The organism is Glycocaulis sp., from assembly GCF_051859565.1.
Classification (GTDB): domain Bacteria; phylum Pseudomonadota; class Alphaproteobacteria; order Caulobacterales; family Maricaulaceae; genus Glycocaulis.
Genome location: NZ_JBHYFK010000007.1, coordinates 1 through 24,730, shown reverse-complemented (window position 1 = coordinate 24,730; position 24,730 = coordinate 1). Strand labels below are relative to the sequence as shown.

Below are 24,730 nucleotides of genomic sequence, written 5' to 3'. Positions count from 1 at the left end.
GCCCGTCATGGTCAGGCCAATGAGCGGTGCGTCTAGCCGCCGGTTACGGTATCGGCAGCAGCAGCCACAACTCCTTTGGGGTTGGGGCCATGCTTGTTCACGCCCGGCTGGCTATCCATCACATAGAAAATGATCAGCACGATGAAGCCGACCAGCGGCACCAGGCTGATCAGAATCCACCAGCCCGAGCGTCCGGTATCGTGGAGACGGCGCACAGCCACGGCGAGTGAAGGCAGGAAGCTGGCCAGCGCAAAAATGCCCGACAGCGCCGGATAACCGATGAGGCTCAGATCGATCGTGTAAAGCACGCCATAGACGATCAGATAGAAGAGGAAAAACCACCAATATTCACTGCGGCGGGCGCGCCCGTGAAAGCCCACATAGTTGGAATAGACCGATTTTACGGCGTCCATGAAATTCATGTCTTTGTCCCTCCGGGAAGTGGTCAATACAAACCGGATCGGCGCGCGAAGGCTCGAGGGGGCCGGGTACGCGATTCAATCCTTGCCCCAGCCTCGGCCTGCAACGCGGGAGCGGTCAACCAAAATCTGGTGAAAGGTTACTCCAGCTCTACCAGCAGCTCGTCTGCGGCCACGCTGTCGCCTGCTTTCACGCTGACGGTTTTCACCGTGCCGTCGCGCTCGGCGCGCAGCACGTTTTCCATCTTCATGGCTTCGACGGTGAGCAGCACCTCGCCCGCCTTCACCTCACGGCCCGGCTCCACCGCGACCGAGACGATCAGGCCCGGCATCGGGCTGATGATCTGCTTGCTGGTATCGGGTTCGGGGCGTTCGGGCAGGCGCGCAGCCAGCTCGGCAATGCGCGGGGAATAGACCCGTACCAGCGCGGAAAAGCCCCGGTGGCGCAGCCAGTAGCCCTGCGTGCGGTCTTCCACCGACAGGCTGAAGCTCTCCTTGCCCAGCTTTGCCTCGAAGACATGATCGCCCGGCTTCCAACCCGTCTCCAGATTGACCGGCTCGGCGCTGAGGCCCGGCATGTAGACGGTGGCGGCAAAGCCGCTCTCCCGGCCCGGCTCTACTGTGATCTCGGCCGCAAATTGCTGGTCATCGATCAGCACCGTCCAGTTATGCGCCTTGCCATCGCCCACGCCCGGCGTGATGCGCCCGGCAATACGCGCGGCGCGCTCCACGAAGACGGTATGGATCAGGGCAGAGGCCGCCACGAAGGCGCGCCACTGGCTTTCCTTGGGCGCGGTGCCGTGAAAGCCGTCGGGGAAATGCTCCTCGATATAGCCGGTATGGATGGCGCCTTTGCGGAAATCGGGCTCGTCCAGCACGGCGGCCAGGAAAGGCGCGTTGGACTGCAGGCCCGCCACATCCAGCCGGTCCAGCGCGGCGGAAAGCGCGTCGATGGCCTTCTCGCGCGTCTCGCCCTGCCCGATCACCTTGGCGATCATCGGGTCGTAGAACATGGAGATTTCATCGCCCTCGCGCACACCGGAATCGATGCGCAGCGTGCCAGGGCCGCTGGGGCCTTCAGCCGGCTCCACATAGCGCACCAGACGCCCGATGGAGGGCAGGAAGCCGCGATACGGGTCTTCGGCATAGAGCCGCGCCTCGACCGCCCAGCCCTTGATCGCCACATCCTTTTGCGCCAGCTCCAGCTTTTCACCAGCGGCCACGCGGATCATCTGCTCAACCAGATCAAGCCCGTGGGTCAGCTCCGTGACCGGGTGCTCCACCTGCAGACGCGTATTCATTTCAAGGAAGTAGAAATTCTTGTTGGGGTCGACGATGAACTCCACCGTCCCGGCGCTGTCATAATCGACCGCTTTTGCCAGCGCGACGGCCTGCTCGCCCATCTTCTCGCGCGTCTTCTTGTCCAGAAATGGCGACGGCGCCTCTTCGAGAACCTTCTGGTTGCGCCGCTGGACGGAGCATTCGCGCTCATTGAGATGGATAACGTGTCCGTGCTTGTCGCCCAGCACCTGTATCTCGATATGGCGCGGCTTCTCGACGAATTTCTCGATCAGTATGCGCTCATCACCGAAGGAGGACTTGGCCTCCGAGCGTGCAGCGCGGAAGCCCTCGCGCACCTCGCTCTCATCCCACGCGATGCGCATGCCCTTGCCGCCGCCGCCAGCGGATGCCTTGATCATCACCGGATAGCCGATATCACCGGCCACCTCGACGGCCTGCTGGTCATCGACGATCTCACCCTTGAAGCCCGGCACGGTACTGACACCGGCAGCGGCGGCGAGCTTCTTGCTTTCCAGCTTGTCACCCATGGCCGAGATGGCGTGCGGGTTCGGGCCGATCCAGCCAATGCCCTCTTTTTTCAGGCGCTCGGCAAACTTCGCGTTCTCCGACAGGAAGCCGAAGCCCGGATGGACGGCCTCTGCGCCGGTTTCCTTTACCGCCGCGATGATCTTGTCCATGTCGAGATAGGACTGGGCGGGCAGCGATCCGCCCAGGAACACGCGCTCATCGGCCATTTCCACCGCCAGGCTGTCGGCATCGGCCTCTGAGTAAACGGCGACGGTCTTTATCCCCATGCGCTTGCAGGTCTTGATGACGCGAACGGCAATCTCGCCGCGATTGGCAATGAGGATTTTCTTGAACATGAATTGCGCCAGCCACGCTTGAGGACAGGAATGGGTTCGGGTGAGGGTTTAGCGCGCCCCGCAAGATAATCGCAAGCGTGCGCCGCGCGCCGGGTCGATCAGGGGGCGGAGAGCTTGCGATGTGCCTGCCACGCCCCGTAGAGGCTCAAGACTACATAGGTGCTGGAAAACGCGATCTGCGGCCACGATCCCATCATCACGCCATATGTGCCCCAGAACAGCGATGAGGCCGCCGCCAGCAGCAGGACATAGCGCATATCGCTCTGCAGGCGCGATGCTACCGCCGCCACCGAGCCGATGACCGCGATCAGGTCCGCCCAGCCCGGATCAAAGAACATCAGAATGATGCAGGCCCCGGCCAGCAGAGCGCCCAGCACCGGCAGCCCGGCCCGGCCAAGTTTCAGCGCCGCCAGATCAAACAGGGCATAGGCCCAGCAAAACAGCACGCCCCCTGCCCCGCCCAGAAACACATAGTGCGTACCTGCGATCAGATTGCCCGTCATGTCGGAAATCAGAAAGCCGGGCTTCGTCTTCATCCGCGTGGACAACAGGATGAAGGCAAAGCCCACAAGGCCAAGCGCATTGATGGCGATGAGGGCGATGTCCATACACGATCATCCAGGGCTGCTGACCGCCCGGCGATACGCGCACCATAGCGCTCTTGCAAGCGCGCCTTGACGGGTGATGACAGCCGCAGGCAGCCTTGGCCTGACGCGGGCGCGATGCAAATGACGCCCCGCACACACACGGGAGGAGACCGGCCATGGCCGCTTCACACATCAGGGTAACGCCCAGCGGCGCAAGCCTTGGCGCATCGGTAACGGGCGTTGATCTGTCAAAGCCGCTAAACGCGGACGAAATCGCCGCCATCCGCGCGGCATGGCTGGAGCATCTGGTGCTGGCCTTTCCGAACCAGCCCATGAGCCATGCGGATCTGGAGCGCTTCACGCAGTATTTCGGCCCGTTTGGCGATGATCCTTTCATCGCGCCCATCGAGGGCCATCCCCACATTATCGAGGTGAAGCGCGCAGCGGACGAGAAGGCGTCCGTCTTTGCTGCCGCCTGGCACTCTGACTGGAGCTTTCAGGACACCCCGCCCGCCGGCACGATATTGCATTCCAAGATCACGCCGCCTGTGGGCGGCGACACGCTGTTCTGCAATGGTTACGCGGCCTATGAGGCGCTATCAGAGGAGATGAAGGCGAGGCTGGAAGGGCTGGAAGCCATCCACTCTGCCGCCCTGGCCTATGCGCCGGACGGGGTCTATGGCGAGAATGACGCCAAGGACCGCTCCATGACCATCCGCGCTGCGCCGGAGGCCCGCAACACGAAGGCCCACCCAATCGTGCGCGTGCACCCGGAGACGGGCCGCAAGGCGCTTTTCATCAATCCGGGCTATGTGAAAACGGTCAAGGGTCTGACCGACGAGGAAGCCTTCTTCCTGCTGGTCGAGCTTTACGGCGTCACCCATGACGAGCGCTTCGTCTATCGCCACAAATGGCAGAGCGACATGCTGCTGATGTGGGATAATCGCTGCACCCAGCACATGGCCACGGGCGGCTATGACGGCCATGCCCGCCTGATGCACCGCACCACGGTTGCGGGGCCTTAGGCAAACACTCGGGGTCCCGGGCCCCAACGATTGTCATCACCCGCGCATGCGGGTGATCCATGCCTCTTTAGTTCCGCAACGCATCCGCGTTGCGATGTTCCGCGAAAAGTCGCGGGCGGCCGTTCGGCCTAGTGGCCCTGACGGGCCGGGCTGGCTCCCCGGCGCGATAGCGCCGCAAGCGCGACCGCGCGCCCGCAGCTTTAGCGAGGAGCGACGCACGGATGTGCGGAGCATCAGAAAAAAGGCATGGGTCCCCCGGACCGCTACGCGGCCCGAGGATGACAGAAGATGTAATGCCCTCCCCCCCGCAAGCGAGGGGAGAAACCGCTACCCCCTACGGCTTTCTGAACCGCAAAGTCATGCGGTCGCTTTCGCCGATGGCGCGCATGGCTTCGCGGGTCTCCTCAGGGCCGCCCAGCGATGGCGGCAGCGCCCACACGCCCATGTCGTGATCGGCAGGATCGTTCGGGTTGGCGTTGATGTCAGAGGCGCTTTCCAGCACGAAACCGCGTGCCTCGAAGGCGGCGATGACATCGGCTTCGCGCAAATACCCGCGCGAGCCATCGGCGCGTTCATCGGTTTCACCTGCAGGTGCGCGGTGCTGGACCACGCCGACAACGCCGCCCGTCTTCAAAAGCGTCCAGGCGTCATTGACCGCCGTTTCCAGCAAGCCAAAACGGGCCATGTTGTGCAGGGCACGGATGTAGAGCACCACATCGGCTGAACCGGCCGCGCTCTCCGGGATTGAGCCGAAGGTGTAGCCGCCTTGCGCCGGGCCGCCCCATTCGGCGGCGGCGGCAGGGAAGCCCGCTTCCCATCCGGCCAGCCGGGTCCGCTGCTCGTCGGTCATATTCGGGAAGAGCTGCTCGAAGACAGGCATCGGGTAGTTGAGGCCGTAATACTCGCCGTCCGCAGCAAGCCAGGGCGCAAGGATGCGGCCATACCAGCCACCGCCGGGCAATGCTTCCACCACGGTGTCATCGGCCTCGACCTGGAAAAACTCCAGCGTCTCGCGCGGATTGCGGTACTGGTCGCGCGCGCGGTCTGCCTCGCGGCGCGGATCGGCCAGCACCTGTTCAAGCGTGGGCGCGTCGCGCGTTGCCGCGACTTCATCGCCGATGGAACCTGCGAGCTCGGATGCGCCCTCGACGGCCTCGTCGAACAGCTCGCCAACCTCATCCGCCGCCTCGCTCATCGTGTCGGCGAACTGATTTACCGCATCATCAACGCTCTCCGGCGCTTCGCCATTGCAGGCGGCCAGAAGGGCAAGACTGGCTACGCTGGTGAGAAGTACACGCATGTAAAAATCTCCATGATCGGGTCCGGGGGCGGACCATCATCAAGAGATGTAGCACGCCGGAGGCCGCGCGTGCAGCGGTGAGGGTTAAAAAAGCGAGCCCTGCTGCGAAGGACCGGCCTTGGCCGGTTTGGGTTTGCTGGCGGGCTTCTGCCGTTGCGGGGCCGGGCTGGCAGTGCCGTCTATTACGGCCCCTCTCTCCCCGCCGTGCAGGCGCAAGGTGACGGCGTCGCCGGGCGCAAGTTCGCTGGCAGAGCGGACCAGCTTGCCCCCCGCATTCTGGATAATGGCGAACCCGCGCTCCAGCGCATTCTCGTAGGAGAGGGCCTTGAGGGTCTTGCCCAACCCGGAAAGATGCCTTTCCTGATCGCCGATCCGGCGCACCTGGGCCGCGCGCATGCGTTCACCGGCCTGTGCGAGCCTCTGGCGGCGTTCAGCGATCTCGCGCTTGAGCGCCAGCGGACGAAGCTGGACCGACAGACGCTCCAGCGTGCCGCGCCTGCGTTCAATGCCGAGCGTCAGCCCGCGTACCAGCGCTTCATGGGCATAATCGAGCCGCTGGCGTGCATCACCCAGCAGGCTTTCGGGCCGGGGCAGACCACGCGAGGCGGCGCGCAGATCGGACTCCTTGCGCTCCACCGTGCGCAGCAAGGCGCCGGACAGCCGCCCGCGCGCGCCCTCAATGCGCTCCATCAGCTCGCGGCGCACCGGCACGGCCATTTCAGCAGCGCCTGTAGGCGTCGGCGCGCGGCGGTCAGAGGCAAAGTCTATCAGCGTCGTATCGGTTTCGTGGCCCACAGCGGAGATCAGCGGTATCGCGGAGGCCGCCGCCGCGCGCACTACGATTTCCTCGTTGAAGGCCCATAAATCCTCCACCGAGCCGCCACCGCGCGCGACGATCAGTACATCCGGGCGCGGCACCGGCCCGCCGGGCTGAAGCGCGTTGAAGCCCTCAATGCCGGCGGCAATCTGGGCCGCTGCCCCCTCGCCTTGCACCAGCACCGGCCAGATGAGGACATGGACCGGAAAGCGGTCATCCAGCCGATGCAGAATATCGCGGATCACCGCGCCCGTGGGCGATGTCACCACCCCCACCACGCGCGGCAGATAGGGGATGGCGGCTTTTCGCTCCGGCGCGAACAGGCCCTCGGCGGCCAGCTTGCGTTTACGTTCTTCCAGCAGCGCCATCAGCGCGCCTGCGCCCGCAGGCTCCATCCGCTCGATGATGATCTGGTATTTGGACCGGCCGGGGAAGGTGGAGAGCCGCCCCTCGACGATCACTTCCAGCCCTTCCTCCGGGCGGAAGGAGAGCGCCGCGACCGAGCCTTTCCACATCACCCCGTCAATGACGGCCTCGGCGTCCTTGAGGTCCAGATACATGTGGCCGGATTTCGGGACCGTCACCCGGCCCAGCTCGCCGCGCACGCGCACATGGCCATACTCGGTCTCCACCGTGCGTTTGAGCGCGCGGGCAAGATCGGAGACGGTATATTCCGGTGCGTTGGTAAGGTCGGTCATCAAGCATCCGCTTTGAGTCGGGTTGACGCTAGCCTAGCGCGGATGGGCATGATTGCATCAGCCCCGAATTGCGGCTTACCAAAGGAGCGTCGCGCCATGGCGACAATCTATTTCGGGATGAACCAGTCCCTTGATGGCTATATCGATCACGAGGCGTTCGCGCCGGGAGAGGCGCTGTTCCGCCATTTCATTGATGAGGTGGCGAGCCTTGCGGGCAGCATTTATGGCCGCCGCCTCTACGAGATCATGGCCTATTGGGACAATGACGATCCTGACTGGACGCCGGAACAGCACGCGTTTGCCGATGCCTGGCGGCACATGCCCAAATGGGTCGCCTCGCGCTCGCTTAACTCGGTTGGCCCCAATGCCACGCTGATCTCCGGCGATGTGGAGGCGGCCTTGCGAAAGCTGAAGGGCGAGGTTGAGGGCGTGATGCAGCTTGGCGGGCCGGACCTCGCCCACAGTCTCGCCGGAGCCGGTCTGATCGATGAATTCAGGCTCTATCTGCGCCCCTACGTGCTGGGCAGCGGCAAGCCCTTTTTCGCCGGGCCGCTCCCGCCACTGCGCCTCGTGGCCAGCGACCCTATCGGTGAGGACGCACTGCGGCTGACCTACGTGCCTGCCTGATGCCGCTGCGCGGTCGACAAGAGGCGTGCAGCCCCGCTAAGAGACGGCCATAGCCAAGACGAAAGCAGGGGCGGCCATGAACATTCTCATCATCGGCTCTGGCGGGCGCGAGCATGCGCTGGCCTGGAAGATCGCGCAGAGCCCCCTTGTGGACACGATCTGGTGCGCGCCCGGCAGCCCGGCCATTGATCTTCTGGGCCCGTGCTTTGATGTCGCTGCAGACGATGTGGAGGGCATCCAGCAGCTTGCCTTGCAGCTGGAGCCGGACCTGATCGTGATCGGGCCTGAGGCTCCGCTCGCCAAGGGCCTTGCCGACATGCTGCGCGCGCGCGGATTTGACGTGTTCGGTCCTTCACAGGCCGCCGCCCAGCTGGAAGCCTCCAAGGGCTTTGCCAAGGACCGCATGGCCGCCTATGGCGTGCCGACCGCGCGCTATGGCCGCTTCACCGAGGTGGCGGCGGCCAAAGCCTTCCTCGATACGCTGACCGCGCCCTTCGTGCTGAAAGCCGACGGGCTGGCCGCCGGCAAGGGCGTGGTCATTGCCGAGACGCGCGAGGAGGCCGAGGCCGAGCTTGCCGACATGCTGTCTGGCAAGTTTGGCGGCGCATCGGCAGAGCTGGTCATCGAGGAATTCATGGAAGGCGAGGAAGCCTCCATCTTCGTCATCACCGACGGGATCAATTATCTCACCTTGCCCGCCGCGCAGGACCACAAGCGCATCGGCGATGGCGATACCGGCCCCAATACCGGCGGCATGGGCGCCTATGCGCCCGCCCCGGTGATGACGCCCGAACTGATGAAGCAGGTGGAGGAAGAGGTGACCGTGCCGATGCTGCGCGGCATGGCCGGTGACGGCATGCCCTATCGCGGCGTCTTGTATATCGGCGTGATGGTGACGCCGGACGGGCCCAAGGTGGTCGAGTTCAACTGCCGCTTCGGCGATCCGGAATGTCAGGTGCTGATGATGCAGATGGAGGCCGATATCGTGCCGTTGCTGTTGGCCGCCTCCACCGGCGGCATGCGCGCCAGCGAGTTCGCGCAGCTTCTTCCCATGGACGCCAACCCCAAACCCGCCGTGACGGTGGTAGTGGCCGCGCCCGGCTATCCCGGCACGCCCGAAAAGGGCAGCGTCATCCGCAATCTGCACCATGCCGGCCATGGCGACGGCGTGATGATCTTCCACGCTGGCACCGCGCTCGACGCGGACGGCAATTTCATCGCAAACGGTGGCCGCGTGCTGAACGTCACCGCCACCGGCGATACGTTGCGCGAAGCCGTGGACCGGGCCTACGCAGCCATCGGTGAAATCGACTGGCCCGAAGGCGTCTACCGCCGCGATATCGGTTGGAGAGGGTTGTAGAAGAAGTTCTCTCCTGACCCTCTCTACCTCGTCATCCCCGCGCAGGCGGGGATCCAGAGATCGTAGAGCGAAGACAGTGCCAAGCGGCTCGGGGTTCCCGCCTGCGCGGGAACGACGAAGAGGTGACGCCCCCTACCCCTCCAATTCCTTCGGCTCGACCATTTTCACCGCAAGGATGGAAAGCCCGTAAAGGCCGAACATGGCCGCGCCCAGGAATATCTGGCTGATCGGATCGGGCGGGGTCACGAAGCCGGCGAACAGGGCGATGCCGACAATCGCAAACTTCCAGAAGCGCACCAGCTGGCCCGAATTGACGATCCCCACCTTGCCCAGCAGGGAGAGCAATACGGGCAGCTGGAAGGATATCCCGAACGCCAGAATGAGCGTGGTGACGAGATTGAGATATTCCGACACGCGCGGCAGGAGCTGGATGGCCGTGCGGCCCTCCTCCCCGGTCTGCTCCTGACCCAGCGCAAAGCCCATCACGAAGGGCAGGATGAAATAATAGACAAACGCGATACCGGCCGCGAACAGCACCGGCGAGGCAATCAGGAAGGGCGCAAAGGCTAGCCGCTCATTCTTGTAGAGGCCGGGGCGGACAAAGGCCCAGACCTGATAGGCGATCATCGGGAAGGCCACGATGATGGCGCCAAACAAAGCGAGCTTCAGCTTGACGAAGAAAAACTCCAGCGGGCCGGTAAAGATGAGCTGGAGCTGCAAATCCTCGCCGCGCACCTGACGCGCCGCCTCTTCAAACGGCACCAGCAGAATGTTGTAGATCCACTCGGCAAACGCAAAGCAGAGCACGAAGGCCAGCGCCACCGCGCCCAGCACCCAGATCAGCCGGGTGCGCAGCTCGGTCAGATGCTCCATCAGCGGCGCGCGCGAGGCTTCCACCTCGTCATCGGCCTCCGGCCCTTGCGGGGCTGCCAGCTTCTCCTTCGCAGCCATCGCCTAGTCCTGCCTGCTCTGAGCGGGCGGGGTGTCGGCTGCGGCTTCGGGATGGGTATCCAGCGGCAGCATCGCCTCATCACCCAGCGCAGGCTTGGCAGGCTTTGCGGCGCGCGGATGCGGCTTGTCCAGCGCAGAGCGCTTCAGATCGGCTTCCGCCGCGCGCAATTCTTCGGTGACTTCGGAGACCGGGTTGGCCTTCTTCAAGGCCTCGACTTCCTTTTTCAGCTCGGCCAGCTCCGCCTCGCGGCCCAGCTCGTCAAAACTGTTCTGGAAATCGCGCGCCATGGCCCGCATCTGGCCGATAAAACGCCCGGCCTTGCGCATCATCAGCGGCAGGTCTTTGGGACCCACCACCACAAGGGCGAGGATGACGATGATGATAAGCTCGGCAGCGCCAAAGCCGGGGTTCATGGAACTCTAGCTCCTGACGGGCTTAAGAGCCCGTCCGCTCGTCTTCGCGCGTCTCGGCGGAGATGCTGGCGGCGGGGCGCTCTTCGGCGGCGTCCTCATCCTTGCTGTCATCTTTCAGCCCCTTGCGGAAGGCCGTGATGCCCTTGGCGAAATCGCCCATCATCGCGGAAATCCGTCCGCGCCCGCCAAACAGGACGAGCACGAGAATGCCAACGATGACAAAAATGCTCCAATGCGGTCCCATATGCGCTCTCCGTGCGGGAATGCCGTTACGGCCACTGGCCTATACCCGTAAAGGAATATCGCGCAAGGGTCCAATGGCGGGTTCAGGTGGGGGTGGCACACAAAGCTGTCATCCTCCGGCCGCGTAGCGGTCCGGGGGACCCATGCCTCTTTAGTTCCGCAACGCATCCGCGTTGCGATGTTCCGCGAATACCCGCCTGCGCGGGCACAGGCAGTCGCGGGCGCGCGGTCGCGCTTTTCAGGCCGCTGCGCGGCCTGTAACGAACGATCAGCCGGAAACTCTCAGGCATGGGTGGCCCGGATAAACCGGGCCATGACAGGAAATTGCTGGCGCGCGCCCTACTCCTCGGCGCCTTCGAGGAAGTCGAGATGGAAGTGCGCGCTATCTTCATCGTCCAGCGGGTCTTCATTATCGGCAAGCCGGGCGGGGTCCGGAATGTCGAAATTGGCCGGCAGGCGCGAAGAAAGAAGCCCGGCGGCTTTCAGATCACCCAGCCCTGGCAGATCAGTGATCGCGGCCAGGCCGAAATATTCCAGGAAAGTGTCGGTCGTGCCAAAGGTAACCGGCCGGCCGGGGCTGCGGCGGCGGCCGCGCAGACGTATCCATTTCAGTTCAAACAGGAGATCGATCGTGCCCTTGGAGACGGCAACGCCGCGTATCTCCTCGATCTCGGCGCGCGTGACCGGCTGGTGATAGGCGATGATGGAGAGCGTCTCCAGAGCGGCCTGCGAGAGCTTTTTCGGCTCCTCGCGGATTTCCGCCAGCAGATGGGCGAGGTCCGGCGCGGTTTCAAACCGCCAGCGCCCGCCCACCTCGCTCAACCGCACGCCCGCATCGGCGTATTTCTCCTGCAGGCGCGCGATTGTCGCCGGGATGTCGGTGCCCGCGGGCAGGCGCGCGGCCAGCGTTTCAGCGTCCAGCGGCTCGGACGCGGCAAACAAAAGGGCCTCGGCCATGCGCAATGCCTGCTGCGAGGGTTCGGCCAATGCAGCGGCTTGCGGGCCTTGCCGCGCGCGCAGGCGGGCAATCGCTTCGGCAATCGGATCGCTCATAGGCGCCCCTCCTGCCCGCGCATCCAGATCGGGCCATAGACCGCCTCCTGACGCAGCGCCGCCTCACCATCCTTGGTGATTTCCAGTGCCGCCAGCAGCGAGGATGCCATCAGCGATTGCGGCGGCGGCGCATCCGGCCCCAGCTCGTCTTCACCCGGCAGCAGGCTGTCCAGCCGCTCCCACCCCGTCAGGCGCTTTGAGAGCAGGCTGAGGCGGGCGCGGGCTGCTTCCAGGCTGTAAACCTTGGGCTTTTCCGGCTCGTAGGTGGAGAAGGCAAACTTCTCGCGCGTACCGGCATAGGCTTTCAATAGGTCAAACAGGCTCGCCTCATATTGCGGCGCGCGGATGGAGCGCACGCCTTCGGGCGCGCCGCGCTCGAACACGTCGCGCTTGAGCAGATGCCGGTCGTAAAGCGCTTCGCCGCCTGCGCGCATCGCATCAAGGCGCATCAGACGGAAGGCGAGCGCCGCCGCCATCATCTCCGGCTCCGGCTCATCGGTTTCCGGGCGCGGTTTGGGCAATAACATGCGGGATTTCAGGTAGGCGAGCCAGGCCGCCATGACGAGATATTCGGCCGCGATGTCCAGCCGCTTCTCGCGTGCCTCCTCGATGAAGACGAGATACTGCTCGGCCAGCGCCAGGATAGAGATTTTCGCCAGATCCACCTTGTTCTTGCGTGCCAGATGCAAGAGCAGGTGCAAAGGGCCTTCCCAGCCCTCAATATCGAGGATCAGCGCGCTACCGGCCTCGTCCGCATCGCGAACGGCCTCAAAGCGCACATCTTCCTCGAACAGATCACTCACGGCGCTGGCGCCTCCAGCCCGGCCTCGGCAAAGCAGCGCGCCATGGCATCATGGGTGGCGGCCACATCGAGGCCTTGCGCCGTGCCGCGCGCATCTTCTGCCGCCTTTGCCCGCTCCAGCGCCTTGCCGGAGAGCGTGATGGCGGCGTGGGCCACCTCCACCATCTCCGCGCGTTCGCCATTGCAGTGAAGCAGCATGTCACAGCCCGCGCTGAGCGCCCGCTCCCCGCGCTGGCGCAGCGTTCCTGACAGCGCCTTCATGGAGAGATCATCGCTCATCAGCAGGCCGTCAAAGCCCATCTCGCCGCGGATGATCTGCGCAATCACATCCTTTGACAGGGTGGCGCAGTTTTCCGGGTCAATCGCGGTGTAGGTGACGTGGGCCGTCATCGCCATGGATGCAGCTTCAGCCACGCCCTTGAAGGCGGCAAAGTCCGTTTCGTGCAGGGTTTCGTGATCTTCGCGCACCACCGGCAACGCATAATGGCTGTCGGCATCGGCGCGGCCATGGCCAGGAATATGCTTGATGACACCGGCAACGCCCTGATCCTTCAGGCCCGCCAGCGCCGCGCGCGCCATCTCGGCGACGGGGCCGGGTTCGGCGTGGAAGGCACGGTCGCCGATCACCGCGTCTGCGCCGGGAATGGCAAGATCGACCACCGGCGCGCAGTCGCAATCAATGCCCAGATCACGCAGCTCCTGCGCCAGCAGGCGATGGTTCTGGCGGACGGCCTCAAGCGCCAGTTCCGGCTCGCGGTCCCACAGCTCGCCAAAGCGGGCAGCAGGCGGCGCGGCGCGCCAGAGCGGGGCTTTCAGGCGCTGCACGCGCCCGCCCTCCTGATCGATGAAAATGGGCGCATCGCGGCCTACGCAATCGCGCAACTCGCCCATCAGCCGGGTGATCTGCTTTGGCCGGTCGATATTGCGGGCAAAGACGATAAAGCCCCACGGGTCCGCATCGCGGAAGAAGGCTTTCTCCTCCGGCGTCAGGCTTTCGCCCATGAGGCCGTATATCGCCGCTGTCACGCTCATCGGGCCGCCACCAGACAGTCCTGCCCGCGCGAAGAAAGCGTCTGGCAATAGCGCGAGGCGTCATCGCGCGTTTCAAACGCGGCAATGCGCAGGCGGTGATAAATGCCGCGCGCGCCCAGATTGGCCTCGACGATGGACGGGCTGCGGCCTGAGGAGAGGTCCGGGAAGCGGGTCACGAAGGCAATCCAGGCCTCTTCGGCCTCCTCGATCGTGCGGAAGGCGGCGATCTGGACCACGAAATTGCCGCTGGCGCTGGCGGCCGGCGGGGCCGGGCGCGGCTCTTCGCGCGCGGGCTGGCGCTCCTCAGCCGGGCGCTGCTGTTCGGGCTGGCGTGTTTCTGGCGCGGGCGGCGGTGTGTCCTCGATAACTGGCGCGCTCTGCGCCGGGGGGGCTTCCTCGCGCGGGGCTTCCTCACGCGGCAGGGCCAGCCGGTCGGAATCTTCGGTCTCAACGGTCAGGGCCGGACGCTCCGGTTCGCTGGCGGCTGGCTCTTCCGGGCCGGGGCGGACAGCCGGATCAATCTCCACCGTCTCGACAGCGCCGCGCTCCCGCTCGCGCAGGGCATAGGCTTCAATGTCCTGACCCGGCGTTTCAAACCCGCCCGGATCCTCCGGCGCGGTCCGCCAGGGCTGGCTGTCAGCGGTAAGGATGGGCGCGGTATTGCGCTCGCGCACGCCCAGATTATACGCGCTCCAGACAACGCCGAGGAACAGCACCAGCACGATGGCGGCGGCCAGCAGCAATATCGGCCCGCGCCGCCCCTGCCCGTCATCGCGGGCATCGAACGTGTCGTAGGCGTCCGGATCGTAATCGGTCGAGTTTCGGTCCCGAGAGGGCATGGCTTTCCTGTTGACGGCGATGGGCGCGAATCAGTCCACGCGCCTCTGGTTAACAGAGTATCAAGATGCAGCCTGTCTTGCGCGGGTGCGGCGCTCAGCTTCCACAGGTTTCAGCGCCAGGCTTCCACATGGAAGAGCTGGCGATGTTGGTCGATCGCATAGCGGTCTGTCATCCCGGCAATGTAGTCGCACACCACACGCGCCGTCTCCGGGCTGCCGGGCGTATCCGCTTGCCGGTGAAACTCGGTCGGCAGCAGGGCCGGGTCGTTCAGGAAAGCCTCAAACAGCTCCCTCACGATCCGCTTGCCCTTCTCCTTGGCGCGCTTGACCTTGTAGTGCAGATACATGTTTGCGTAGAGGAAGCGGCGCACGGCAGACAGCTGCACCAGCATGCTTTCCGAGAAGCTGACCACCGGATGGTCCAACGCGCGCACCGCTTCGGGACTGTCCACGCCCGATGCCGCCAGCCGCGCGCGGGTTTCCTCCAGCACATCATTGACCATCAGGCCAATAAGGCGGCGGATCGCCTCGTGAATGGTCAGGCTGGTGCCGATATCGGGATATTGTGCACGCACCGCGCGGAACACATCGCCGACCAGCGGCAAGTCCATCACCTCGTCCAGCTTCAATATCCCGGCGCGCAGCCCGTCATCAATATCGTGATTATTATAGGCGATATCGTCCGACAGGGCGGCTATCTGCGCCTCGACCGAGGAATGGGTATGCAGCTCCAGCCCGCGCCAGTCCTCATAGGCGGTAAAGCCCCAGGGCAGCTTCGCCGGATCATCGCCTTGTCTCATCAGCGGGCCGTTATGCTTGACGACGCCCTCCAGCGTCTCCCAGGCGAGGTTCAGCCCGTCAAATTCAGGATAGCGCCGCTCCAGCAGAGTGATGACGCGCAGCGTCTGGGCGTTGTGGTCAAACCCGCCAAAGCCCTTCATCGCCTCGGCAAGCCCGTCCTCGCCCGAATGGCCAAAGGGCGGATGTCCCAGATCGTGGGCGAGCGCAGCCGCCTCTGCGAGATCTTCATCCACCTGCAGGGCGCGCGCCAGCGTGCGGGCAATCTGGGAGACTTCCAGCGAATGGGTCAGGCGTGTGCGGAAATGATCGCCCTCATGGGCGACGAAAACCTGTGTCTTCTCTTTCAGGCGGCGGAAGGCGGTGGAGTGGATGATGCGGTCCCGGTCGCGCTGGAAAGCCGAGCGTGTGGCGCTTTCAGCCTGCGGGTGTAGCCGCCCGCGCGTTTTCGCCGGATCGCAGGCATAAGGCGCGCGCGTAAACACCATCAACATCACTCCTTCACGGCCCGCCCTTCCATCGGCGGCCCTCTACGTCCATATATCGGGTGTATTGCCAGTCGGGAACCGTAGAACGCCATGAGCGAAGCCCAGATCAGCCTGTCAGAGACAGCCGCCCGCCAGATCCTTCAGATCCTGAAAGGCCAGGACAAGCAATTCCTGCGCGTCTCGGTGATTGGCGGCGGGTGCTCCGGCTTTTCCTACCAGTTCGATCTGGAGAGCGAGCGCAGCGATGATGACCTTGCCATCGAGCGCGACGGCGCCACCGTGCTGGTCGACACGATGAGCGTGGATTTCCTCAAAGGGTCCGAGATCGACTATGTCGACGAGCTGATCGGCGCATCCTTCCGCATCCATAATCCCAACGCCACCGCTGCCTGTGGCTGCGGGACGAGCTTTTCGATCTGATTTCTCCATAACTTTCCGGGGGCTGGACCATGGACGTTATCGACGCTCTGAAGCGCCGCATTTCCACGCGCGCCTTTCTCGACACGCCCGTCAGCGAGACTGAAATACGCGAGCTTCTCGATGCTGCGCGCTGGTCGGCCTCGGGCGGCAATCTCCAGCCCTGGCAGGTGCATGTCGTGGCGGGTGAAGCGCGCCAGCGCGTGATCGATGCTGTACAGAAAAAGCTCTCCACCGATCCCTTCACCAACGAATCCGCCTTCCCGGTCTATCCCGAAAGCCTGTGGGAGCCGTATCGCTCGCGCCGTTTTCAGGTCGGCGAGGACATGTATGAGCTTTTGGGCGTTCCGCGCGAGGACAAGGGCGCGCGCCTCGCGCACCTGATGGCCAATTACGAATTTTTCGGCGCGCCGGTGGGCGTGTTCTTCTCGATCGATGAGCGGATGAACCCCAATCAGTGGGCGCATCTGGGCATGTTCATGATGAGCTTCTGCCTCGCCGCTGAAAGCAAAAGGCTCGCCACCTGCATGCAGGAAGCGTGGACGCTGCACGCCGGAACCGTGGCAAAGACGCTGCGCATCGAGAAGCCGCAAATCGTCTATTGCGGGCTGGCACTCGGCCATGCCGACACATCCGCAAAAGTGAACCAGCTGCGCACACGGCGCGCCGAAGTGGACGAATTTGCGAGCTTTGAGGGGTTTTAGGGTTCCAACCCTTGTCATCCTCCGGCCGAGCGTGAGCGAGGTCCGCCCCCGGTTTTCCTCCCCCGTTTACGGGGGAGGTGTCGAGCGTCAGCGAGACGGAGGGGGGGCAACTTTTGTTGAATCCCCCCTCGGCTCTTCGAGCCACTCCCCCCGTAAACGGGGGGAGAAAACGGTTGCCCCCTACACCCCACACGTGAACTCCCCCGCGCAGAAGGCTGAAATCGCCCACATATAGCCGGTCAGAAGGCCCACCCAGATGAGTGACGGCAGGAAGACCCACGCCACGCCTGCGCCCGGCCTGCGCGTCCAGAACACGATCCAGCCAATGAGAAGCCCTGCCCCGGCGACGAACGGCCCGGCCAGCAGGAAATACAGCACCACGCGCATGAGATCGCGGTTCGCACCGCTTTCCACCGCGCCGGAAAACGCCATCATCGAGACGCCCCATGTCGCCGCGCCAAACAATCCGGTCAGCAGTGCAGCCAGACTTGCCAGCAACAGGGTGAGAACTGCTAGAAAGGTGATACGTCGGCGCTGGCCGGAAATGTCGTCCACCGGGTCTGCGTTCATGGTCCGGCCCCGTTCAGCCCGAATTCTCACTCCCCCGCCAAAGGCATACTAGCATGACTCTCTCAATCGCGACGTGGAATGTGAACTCCATCAAGGCGCGCCTGCCCAACGTGCTGGAATGGCTGGGCGAAGCAAAGCCGGACATTGCCTGCCTGCAGGAGATCAAATGCCAGGATGAGGGCTTCCCGCGCGAGGAGATCGAGCGGCTGGGCTACAACATCGAGACGGTGGGCCAGAAGAGCTATAACGGCGTCGCCCTGCTTTCGCGCTTTCCTATCGAGGAAGTGGCCGAGCGCGCCCTGCCCGGCGGCAATGGCGAGGAAGAACAGGCCCGCTATATCGAGGCGGTGATCAGCGCGCCGGGTGGCCCGGTGCGCGTGGCGAGCATCTACCTGCCCAACGGCAACCCGGCGCCGGGGCCGAAATACGATTACAAGCTGGAATGGATGGCGCGCCTGCACGCGCATGCCGCCAAGCTACTGGCCTATGAAGAACCGCTGGTTCTGGCGGGCGATTACAATGTTATCCCGCGCGATTCCGATGTGCATGATCCGGCCGCGTGGGAGGGCGATGCCCTGATCCTGCCCCAGACGCGCGATGCCTTCTTCGCGCTGCAATGGCTCGGCTTCACCGAAGCCTTCCAGCATCTCGATGGCCGCGCGCACCAGTATACGTTCTGGGACTATCAGGCGGGTGCGTGGCAGAAGAATAACGGCATCCGCATCGACCACCTTCTGTGCTCGCCGCAGGCCGCTGACCGCCTGAAATCGATCGAGATTCACAAGGATGTGCGGGGCAAGGAAAAAGCGTCCGACCACGTACCCGTAGTCGGGACTTTTGATCTCTAGCTGCCTGTCTAGACCCGCTGAAAATCGTAGAAATCGCCGCCCAGACCCATGATGCGCGTGAGCGCATCCAGCGCCGCGCGGCTTTCATCCACCAGCGCAGGATCAGCCAGCTCCGTCAGGCTCAGGCTCTCGCGGTAATGGGTCTTGGCCCAGTCGGTCAGCGCGGCAAACAGCCGGTCATCGAGCATCACACCCGGATTGACAGCCTTGAGCTCCGCCGGGGTCAGCACCACGCGCAGGCGCAGACAGGCAGGCCCGCCGCCATTCCTCATGGACTGGCGCACATCGGCATAATCCACGCGCCCTATCGGGCCATTGCCTGCCACCATGCGCTCGCAATAGGCGCGCGTTGAGGCAGTCTCTTGCGTCTCTTTGGGGGCCAGCAACACCATGCGGTCCTCGCCGGGCCAGTCGAGAAGCTGGGAGTTGAAGATATAGCTGGTGATGGCGTCCTCTATCGGCACTTCGTCCTGCGCCACCTCGACGAAGACCGGATCGAACAGGCCCTTGGCCGCCGCGCGGATCGCATCGAGCGTCGCTTCAGTGTCCTCGAACGCCAGCTCGTGGAAGAAGAGAACCCGGCCATTGCCGACGCACACGACATCATTGTGGAAAGCGCCGGCCTCGATGGCGGCGCGCGACTGGCGCACGATGACGGTGCGTTCAGGGTCGAGCCCATGGCGGCGGGCAATCGCCTCACACGCCTGCTTGGTCTGGCGGGCGGGGAAGCGCGCCTGCCAGCTTTCAAAGGCGTCGCGCCCATAGACGAGGATTTCCACGCCCGGCGCGCCATGCTCGGCGCACAGGCGCACATGGTTGGCCGCGCCTTCATCGCCAAAGGCAGATTGCATCGGCAGCGGGTCATGCACCGCGAAATGGTTCTCATCGGGGAAGATGGCGCGCAAGGCCCGCGCGGTCTGCGGTCCCTCGATGGATCGATGGAGTGTGGAGAGAAGATTGGCCGCGCTCATATGCAGGCGGCCATCGGCCGTGTCTGGGCTGGGCGAGACCGTGGCCGCATTGGCCGCCCACATCGGGCTGGCCGAGGCCATATTGCGTGCCAGCACCGGCGCACGGCGAAAGGCGCTCTCCCAGACTTGGGCGTCGCTGCCGGTGAAGCCGAGCGCGCGCAGGCCGGGAATAAAAGGGCGCTCGTGCGGCGGCAGAAAGCCCTGCACCAGCCCTGCATCGGCAAGGCGTTTCGCCTTGGCCAGCCCCTCCAGCACACCGGCGCGCGGAGCGGCAATGTTGCCCGCATTCTTCGCGCTGGCGAGATTGCCTTCGGCGAGGCCTGCATAATTATGCGTCGGGCCGACCAACCCGTCGAAATTGGCTTCGATAGCGCTCATCAGATGCCTTTCACCGGCAGGGAGCTAAGCTCAGGTGCGGCCTGTGTCGCGACCGGATAGGCGCAATAATCCGCCGCGTAATACGCGCTGGGGCGCAGATTGCCCGACTGGCCCGGCCCGCCAAACGGCATCGAGGACGCAGCTCCTGTGGTAGGCCGGTTCCAGTTGACGATCCCTGCCCGCGAACCCGCCCAGAAGCGCTTCCACAGGGCGGCATCATCGCTGACCAGCCCCGCGGCAAGGCCATAGGCGGTGTTGTTGGCCTCTTTGAGCGCATCTTCAAAGCTATTGGCGCGGCGCACCTGCAATAGCGGACCGAACACTTCGTGGTCTGGCGTTTCAAGGCCGGTCACATCGATCAGGGCCGGGCTGACAAAGGCGGGGCCGGCCTCTAGCCGCTTTGCCTCCAGCAGCACCTTGCCGCCGAGCGAAGCCAGATCAGCTTGCGCCTTGATCACGGCGTCTGCGGCATGCGGCGTCACCAGCGGCCCCATGAAGGGCTCAGGATTGGTATTCCACGGCCTGATGGTCAGGCGCGCGGCCATGTCCGCGACGGCGCTGACCACCGCATCACCGGCTGCGCCCGCCGGCACGATAAGCCTGCGCGCGCACGAGCAGCGCTGACCGGCACTGATATAGGCCGACAGTATGGCGATGCGGGCAGCGGCGTCGGCATCCTTCGCATCCCACACCACGAGCGGATTATTGCCACCCATTTCCAGCGCGAGCTGGATGCCGGTGCGGCCGGCAAACTTCTTGTGGATGAAAGAGCCGGTCGTCCAGGAGCCGGTGAAGAGCACGCCGTCGAGGTCTGCATCATCCAGCGCCGCTGCGCCGGTCTCGCGTGCGCCCTGAACGAGGTTGAGCACGCCTTTCGGCAGGCCCGCCTCTTCCCAGCATTCCACCATCAGCGCAGCCGTGGCGGGCGTCAGCTCGGAGGGTTTGAATACCAGCGTATTGCCCGCCAGCAGGGCCGGCACGATATGGCCGTTCGGCAGATGGCCGGGGAAGTTGTACGGGCCCAGCACGAACAACACGCCCAGCGGCTTGTGGTCCAGCACGGCCTCGCCAAAGTCGGACGCTTCCACGCGCCGCCCTGCCCGCTCCTCGCGGGCCTTGATGGAAATGGCGATCTTGCCCGCCATCGCCCCCGCCTCGCCTTGCGCTTCCCACAAGGGTTTGCCCGTCTCGCGCGAGATCAGCTCGGCGAAGGCTTCCTTGCGTTCAACCAGGATGGCGCCGAACCGCTCCACAATGGCGCGCCGGGTCTCGAAATCGGTGAGCGCCCAGTCAGCGAAGGCGGCACGGGCCGCCGCGAAGGCCGCGCGTACATCGGCCGGGCCGGCAGCATTGCCGCTCCACACCGTGTCACCGCTTGCCGGATCGAGAGAGGCAAAGACTTCGCCTGCGCCCTTGCGCCATCCACCATCGATAAAGAGGCTGTTGCCGCTCATGTATTCACCCATACTCTTGCTGTGTTCCCATCGCTCAGATCGAGCGCGCGCTGCACGTCATCATCCAGCGCAACCGTGTTCTCGCTGACGCGGACCTCGCACCTGACGAGACGGAAATCGTTCATTCGGTCGGTGGAGACCATCGCCTCTACCGTCTCGCCGCCTGCCGAGCCGACGGTCAGCACGCGGCTTTCGCGCACCGTGCGGACACGCTCGACCGGGCAGTCCACCAGCGGTCCGCCATCGAAAATATCGACATAGCGGTGATACTCGAACCCTTCCCACTCCAGCAGCCGCTTTGCGTTCACGCCGTGCGGATGGGTCTTGCCCATCACCTCGCGCACGCCGGAAGGCAGATGATCCAGATAGATCGGGTGGGTCGGCATGAGATCGAGAATGAACTGGTTATCGGTGGAGGCGCTCATCCGGTCGGCCTCGTCAAACGTCATACGGAAAAAGGGCCGGGTGACGTGGTTGTAGAAGACGGACTCGCCCGCCTCATCGACGACGCCGCGCAGCTCAGCCACCACGCGCTCGCCAAAGCGCGAGCGGTCGGCGCCGATCAGCAGATAGCGTGACTGCGCCATCAACCGCCCTGCCCCGCGCCCGCGCGCGGCGTCCGACACGAAGAGCGAGCCAACCTCGCTGCAGCCCGCAAAATCATTGACCAGCATCATCGCTTCCATGTCGAAGCGGCGGTCCGCCTCCTTGGAGGCTTGCGCGAAGGTCATGATCTTGAAGTCGAAATATGGCTTCTTGATCCCCACTGCGGCCTTGACCGCCGCCGTGCCGAGCACCTTGCCGCTCTCGGTGTCTTCCAGCATGAGCTGATAGGCCGCGTCGGAGCGGTCAGGGATTTTCCCGGCAAACGCCTGTTCGGACTTCTCCAGCTTTTCAGCCAGCGCATCGGCGCTGACCGCCAGGCTGGTGAAGCCTGTGCCCGCTGAAGCGGCCAGAGCGGTAAAGGATGAATGATCCGCGCTACGCGCCGAACGCACCATCAGCATGGCCGTATATTCCTGTCCTAAAGGGCACGGGCGAGTGCGCGTGCCTCGCGGGCATCGAACTCGCCTTTGGCAAATTTCATCAGCATGACAGCAGAGAGCTTCGCTTTTTCGGTGAAGCTGGAGATTTTGGCGATCTCCCGGTCTGAATGGATGTCGGCGCCGCGCACGCCCAGCGTATCCACATTGGGACAGCCCGACGCCCACAGATTATTGCCCTCGCATACGCCACCCGTAGGGTTCCACTTCAGATCGAGGCCGATCGTGCGGCCCGCCTCACGTGTCCATTCAAACATGCGCAGGTTTGCCGGGGTCATCGGCTTGGGCGGGCGGGTGAACCCGCCATGCAGATCGGCCACGATGCCGTCGCGGGTGTTGATCTCGGCTACCGCCTTCTCAAGACCGGAGAGGGCCCAGCGCGCATCCTCCTCGTCGCCGACACGCACATTGAAGCGCACGACAGCCACATCCGGCACTACGTTGGGCGCGCCGCCGCCATCAATGCGCGAGACATTGATGGTCACAGCCTCGCGCTGGCCGTTGAGCGCATCTATCGCCTTGGCAAAGGCCGCCCCGGCCACGATCGCGTTGCGGCCCAGATGATGCTCACGCCCCGCGTGAGCGGCCCGGCCCTTCACCCGAAGTGAGAAATTGCCCGAGCCTTTGCGCGCGCCCGCCAGCGAGCCGTCAGCGAGTGCAGGCTCATACGTCATGCCGACATGAGCCTTGGCGCCGAGCTCCGCCAGGACAGGACCGGAACCCAGCGAGCCGATTTCCTCATCCGGGCTGATGAGAACGTCATAGCCCAGATCCTTCGCCCACGGGCTGCGCTCCAGCGCCAGAAGGCCGTGCAGCATGACCAGAAGCCCGCCCTTCATGTCCGCCACGCCAGGGCCATTGAGGGTGTCGCTGTCCACATCCCGGCAGGTCTGGAAGGGGTGATCGGCGGCAAAGACGGTGTCGGAATGGCCGGTCAGCACGATACGTATCAGAGCGTCCGGACGTGCTGATACCTTCAGCGCAGCCGTGTACTCAACCGGCCTGATCTCACCATCAGGCGTGACGGTTTCAGACGGCGCCAGCTCCACCGTCTCTATACGGGCATCGAGGCGTGAGAAGGCGTCCGTCAGCTTGGCCTGCATCGCCTCCAGCCCTGCCGCATTGCGGCTGCCCGAATTGATGTCAGACCAGCGCCGGACGGAGGCGATCATGGAATCGCCTTCGCCATCGATCCAGCCGAGGGCGGATTTCTCATCTGCCGATAAGGTAAGCGCGCTCATGGAAGACCACCTGCAATGCTGCTGCCAGCGACGATCAGACGTGTGAAAGCGCCTGCTCCAGATCGGCGATAAGATCGTCCGGATGTTCGATGCCGATCGACACCCGCACCATGCCCGCCGAAAATTTCAGGCGCTCACGCAGGGCCGGATCAACGCCGGAATGCGTGGTGGAGCCGGGATGGCAGATAAGTGTCTCGGTGCCGCCAAGGCTGACCGCCAGCTTGATGACTTTCAGCGCATTGAGCATGCGGAAAGCCCCTTCCTGCCCGTCCGTAACGTCGAAGGCGAAGGTGGAGCCATAATACTCGCCCGACTGGCGGTGGTGCACGGTGTGATCGCGCGAACCGGGCTCCAGGAAGCCGAGATAGCGCACCTTCTCCACTTTCGGGTGATCTTTCAGGTAGGCAGCGACCTTTGCCGCACCATCAAACGCCGCCTGCATGCGCAGGCTGACCGTCTCCAGCGAGCGCGCGAGCATCCAGCACGTATTCGGATCGAGATTGGTGCCAATGGCCGAACGCAGCTTGCGCACCGGCGCCATCACCTCGCTGGAACCCATCGCTGCACCCCCGATCAGATCGGAATGCCCGCCGATATATTTCGTCAGGGAGTAGACAACGAGGTCTGCGCCATGCGCCAGCGGCGACTGGCCGATAGGGCCAAGCACCGTGTTATCGACGACCACGACCGGGCGGTGCCCCTGCCGCTTGCCAATCTCGTCAGCGAGCGACTTCATCAGCGCCAGATCGACAATTTCGTTGGTCGGGTTGGTCGGCGTCTCGGTGTAGATCATCGACACGCGCCCGCGCTTCATCGCGGCCTCGGCCTGCGCGCGGATTTCATCGTCGGGCGCGCCCGCAACAAAATCCTCCATCGCGATACCGTAATTGGGCATGATATTGCGGATCAGCGTCTCGGTGCCGCCATAGAGCGGGGTGGACTGCAAGACCACATCGCCTGACCTGGCAAAGGCCAGCAGCACAGTGGAGATTGCGCCCATGCCAGAAGAGAAGACACACGCCTCCTCGGCGCCATCAAAAAGCGTCAGCCGGTCTTCCAGCACTTCCACATTGGGGTTGTTGAAACGCGAATACATGAGCCCCGGCGCCGCCGGGTCCCCGTCAACGGCACGCCCGCCCATCACACGGAAAAAGGCCGCACCCTCCTCCGCACTGGAGAATACGAAGGTGGAGGTCTGAAAAATCGGCGGCTTGATCGCGCCCTCAGAGAGTTTGGCATCGAACCCGTAGCTCATCATCAGGGTTTCCGGCCGCAAAGGCCGGTTGCCGAGAGCGCGCTTGCGATAGGGGGTTTCGGGTTTGCTCATCTGGACGCCTTTTTCAAAAATCGGTTCGGGTCATGTCCCGGCGCCTTGGCGCGCAGGAGGCAGAGGGCCTGCCCCGCCATGACGTGATGTCCCTGTCTTGCGCTGTGGCGGCAGGCGGGTCAACCCGCCGCAAGTGCGCTGCGCCAGCGCAGCATGGGC

At 64.3% G+C, this 24,730-nt stretch carries 25 protein-coding genes; 6 read left to right on the top strand and 19 right to left on the bottom strand.

Annotated elements, in window-relative coordinates:
* Window positions 1-32: 32 nt before the first annotated feature.
* The 3 genes from ACTIGC_RS10880 to ACTIGC_RS10870 form a co-directional block, all read right to left on the bottom strand.
* On the bottom strand, window positions 33-422 hold the full coding sequence (locus ACTIGC_RS10880; protein ID WP_439634426.1) for a DUF805 domain-containing protein: 390 nt from the start codon (window positions 420-422) through the stop codon (window positions 33-35).
* A 137-nt stretch (window positions 423-559) separates the two neighbouring features.
* On the bottom strand, window positions 560-2,584 hold the full coding sequence (locus tag ACTIGC_RS10875) for an acetyl-CoA carboxylase biotin carboxylase subunit (RefSeq protein WP_439634425.1): 2,025 nt from the start codon (window positions 2,582-2,584) through the stop codon (window positions 560-562).
* A 98-nt stretch (window positions 2,585-2,682) separates the two neighbouring features.
* On the bottom strand, window positions 2,683-3,192 hold the full coding sequence (locus ACTIGC_RS10870) for a YgjV family protein (RefSeq protein ID WP_439634424.1): 510 nt from the start codon (window positions 3,190-3,192) through the stop codon (window positions 2,683-2,685).
* A gap of 155 nt (window positions 3,193-3,347) precedes the next feature.
* On the opposite strand from ACTIGC_RS10870, the gene ACTIGC_RS10865 reads away from it, so the two are divergent.
* Window positions 3,348-4,196 (top strand): TauD/TfdA dioxygenase family protein, encoded by an 849-nt coding sequence (locus ACTIGC_RS10865; protein ID WP_439634423.1) that lies wholly within the window; start codon window positions 3,348-3,350, stop codon window positions 4,194-4,196.
* A gap of 334 nt (window positions 4,197-4,530) precedes the next feature.
* Here ACTIGC_RS10865 and ACTIGC_RS10860 read toward each other — a convergent pair whose 3' ends face one another.
* Both ACTIGC_RS10860 and xseA read right to left on the bottom strand, forming a co-directional pair.
* Window positions 4,531-5,496, bottom strand: a complete 966-nt coding sequence (locus tag ACTIGC_RS10860) for a class I SAM-dependent methyltransferase (RefSeq protein WP_439634422.1) — start codon at window positions 5,494-5,496, stop codon at window positions 4,531-4,533.
* An 84-nt stretch (window positions 5,497-5,580) separates the two neighbouring features.
* Window positions 5,581-7,011 (bottom strand): exodeoxyribonuclease VII large subunit, encoded by a 1,431-nt coding sequence (gene xseA, locus ACTIGC_RS10855; RefSeq protein ID WP_439634421.1) that lies wholly within the window; start codon window positions 7,009-7,011, stop codon window positions 5,581-5,583.
* A 96-nt stretch (window positions 7,012-7,107) separates the two neighbouring features.
* Here xseA and ACTIGC_RS10850 point away from each other — a divergent pair, with 96 nt between their 5' ends.
* Both ACTIGC_RS10850 and purD read left to right on the top strand, forming a co-directional pair.
* Window positions 7,108-7,638 carry a dihydrofolate reductase family protein gene (locus ACTIGC_RS10850; protein ID WP_439634420.1) on the top strand — a complete coding sequence of 177 codons (531 nt, stop codon included), beginning with the start codon at window positions 7,108-7,110 and terminating at the stop codon, window positions 7,636-7,638.
* A 76-nt stretch (window positions 7,639-7,714) separates the two neighbouring features.
* On the top strand, window positions 7,715-8,998 hold the full coding sequence (gene purD / locus ACTIGC_RS10845; protein ID WP_439634419.1) for a phosphoribosylamine--glycine ligase: 1,284 nt from the start codon (window positions 7,715-7,717) through the stop codon (window positions 8,996-8,998).
* A 132-nt stretch (window positions 8,999-9,130) separates the two neighbouring features.
* Here purD and tatC read toward each other — a convergent pair whose 3' ends face one another.
* The 8 genes from tatC to ACTIGC_RS10805 all read right to left on the bottom strand — a co-directional run bounded on the left by tatC (window position 9,131) and on the right by ACTIGC_RS10805 (window position 15,618).
* The gene (gene tatC, locus ACTIGC_RS10840; protein WP_439634418.1) at window positions 9,131-9,949 is read right to left on the bottom strand and encodes a twin-arginine translocase subunit TatC; all 819 of its coding nucleotides are present in this window, start codon (window positions 9,947-9,949) and stop codon (window positions 9,131-9,133) included.
* Between the two features lie 3 nt (window positions 9,950-9,952).
* The gene (gene tatB, locus ACTIGC_RS10835; protein ID WP_439634417.1) at window positions 9,953-10,363 is read right to left on the bottom strand and encodes a Sec-independent protein translocase protein TatB; all 411 of its coding nucleotides are present in this window, start codon (window positions 10,361-10,363) and stop codon (window positions 9,953-9,955) included.
* Window positions 10,364-10,385: 22 nt separating this feature from the next.
* Window positions 10,386-10,607 carry a Sec-independent protein translocase TatA gene (locus tag ACTIGC_RS10830; RefSeq protein ID WP_127566289.1) on the bottom strand — a complete coding sequence of 74 codons (222 nt, stop codon included), beginning with the start codon at window positions 10,605-10,607 and terminating at the stop codon, window positions 10,386-10,388.
* Between the two features lie 338 nt (window positions 10,608-10,945).
* Window positions 10,946-11,659 (bottom strand): SMC-Scp complex subunit ScpB, encoded by a 714-nt coding sequence (scpB, locus tag ACTIGC_RS10825; RefSeq protein ID WP_439634416.1) that lies wholly within the window; start codon window positions 11,657-11,659, stop codon window positions 10,946-10,948.
* Entirely contained in the window at window positions 11,656-12,462 is an 807-nt protein-coding gene (locus ACTIGC_RS10820) for a segregation and condensation protein A (protein WP_439634415.1), read from the bottom strand. The genes scpB and ACTIGC_RS10820 overlap by 4 nt, the downstream gene beginning before the upstream one ends.
* On the bottom strand, window positions 12,459-13,493 hold the full coding sequence (nagZ, locus tag ACTIGC_RS10815; RefSeq protein ID WP_439634414.1) for a beta-N-acetylhexosaminidase: 1,035 nt from the start codon (window positions 13,491-13,493) through the stop codon (window positions 12,459-12,461). Before nagZ ends, ACTIGC_RS10820 begins: the two co-directional genes overlap by 4 nt.
* Window positions 13,490-14,332, bottom strand: coding sequence for an SPOR domain-containing protein (locus ACTIGC_RS10810; protein ID WP_439634413.1), 843 nt, complete (start codon window positions 14,330-14,332; stop codon window positions 13,490-13,492). The genes nagZ and ACTIGC_RS10810 overlap by 4 nt, the downstream gene beginning before the upstream one ends.
* Before the next feature lie 110 nt (window positions 14,333-14,442).
* The gene (locus ACTIGC_RS10805; RefSeq protein WP_439634412.1) at window positions 14,443-15,618 is read right to left on the bottom strand and encodes a deoxyguanosinetriphosphate triphosphohydrolase; all 1,176 of its coding nucleotides are present in this window, start codon (window positions 15,616-15,618) and stop codon (window positions 14,443-14,445) included.
* A gap of 90 nt (window positions 15,619-15,708) precedes the next feature.
* Between ACTIGC_RS10805 and erpA the strand changes: the two genes are divergently transcribed.
* Window positions 15,709-16,038 (top strand): iron-sulfur cluster insertion protein ErpA, encoded by a 330-nt coding sequence (gene erpA / locus ACTIGC_RS10800; RefSeq protein WP_439634411.1) that lies wholly within the window; start codon window positions 15,709-15,711, stop codon window positions 16,036-16,038.
* 29 nt (window positions 16,039-16,067) lie between these two features.
* Window positions 16,068-16,739 (top strand): nitroreductase, encoded by a 672-nt coding sequence (locus ACTIGC_RS10795; protein ID WP_439634410.1) that lies wholly within the window; start codon window positions 16,068-16,070, stop codon window positions 16,737-16,739.
* Between the two features lie 180 nt (window positions 16,740-16,919).
* On the opposite strand, the gene ACTIGC_RS10790 is transcribed toward ACTIGC_RS10795, so the two are convergent.
* Window positions 16,920-17,309 carry a hypothetical protein gene (locus tag ACTIGC_RS10790; RefSeq protein ID WP_439634409.1) on the bottom strand — a complete coding sequence of 130 codons (390 nt, stop codon included), beginning with the start codon at window positions 17,307-17,309 and terminating at the stop codon, window positions 16,920-16,922.
* 53 nt (window positions 17,310-17,362) lie between these two features.
* Here ACTIGC_RS10790 and ACTIGC_RS10785 point away from each other — a divergent pair, with 53 nt between their 5' ends.
* Window positions 17,363-18,157, top strand: a complete 795-nt coding sequence (locus ACTIGC_RS10785) for an exodeoxyribonuclease III (RefSeq protein WP_439634408.1) — start codon at window positions 17,363-17,365, stop codon at window positions 18,155-18,157.
* An 8-nt stretch (window positions 18,158-18,165) separates the two neighbouring features.
* Here ACTIGC_RS10785 and astB read toward each other — a convergent pair whose 3' ends face one another.
* The 5 genes from astB to ACTIGC_RS10760 are packed head-to-tail and all read right to left on the bottom strand — an operon-like array spanning window position 18,166 to window position 24,571.
* Window positions 18,166-19,509 carry an N-succinylarginine dihydrolase gene (gene astB / locus ACTIGC_RS10780; RefSeq protein WP_439634598.1) on the bottom strand — a complete coding sequence of 448 codons (1,344 nt, stop codon included), beginning with the start codon at window positions 19,507-19,509 and terminating at the stop codon, window positions 18,166-18,168.
* Complete coding sequence (gene astD / locus ACTIGC_RS10775; protein WP_439634407.1) at window positions 19,506-20,960, bottom strand: succinylglutamate-semialdehyde dehydrogenase; 1,455 nt, start codon at window positions 20,958-20,960, stop codon at window positions 19,506-19,508. The genes astB and astD overlap by 4 nt, the downstream gene beginning before the upstream one ends.
* Window positions 20,957-21,967 (bottom strand): arginine N-succinyltransferase, encoded by a 1,011-nt coding sequence (locus ACTIGC_RS10770; RefSeq protein ID WP_439634406.1) that lies wholly within the window; start codon window positions 21,965-21,967, stop codon window positions 20,957-20,959. Before ACTIGC_RS10770 ends, astD begins: the two co-directional genes overlap by 4 nt.
* Before the next feature lie 17 nt (window positions 21,968-21,984).
* Complete coding sequence (locus tag ACTIGC_RS10765) at window positions 21,985-23,244, bottom strand: hydrolase (protein WP_439634405.1); 1,260 nt, start codon at window positions 23,242-23,244, stop codon at window positions 21,985-21,987.
* A 34-nt stretch (window positions 23,245-23,278) separates the two neighbouring features.
* Complete coding sequence (locus ACTIGC_RS10760; RefSeq protein WP_439634404.1) at window positions 23,279-24,571, bottom strand: cystathionine gamma-synthase family protein; 1,293 nt, start codon at window positions 24,569-24,571, stop codon at window positions 23,279-23,281.
* Window positions 24,572-24,730 lie beyond the last annotated feature (159 nt).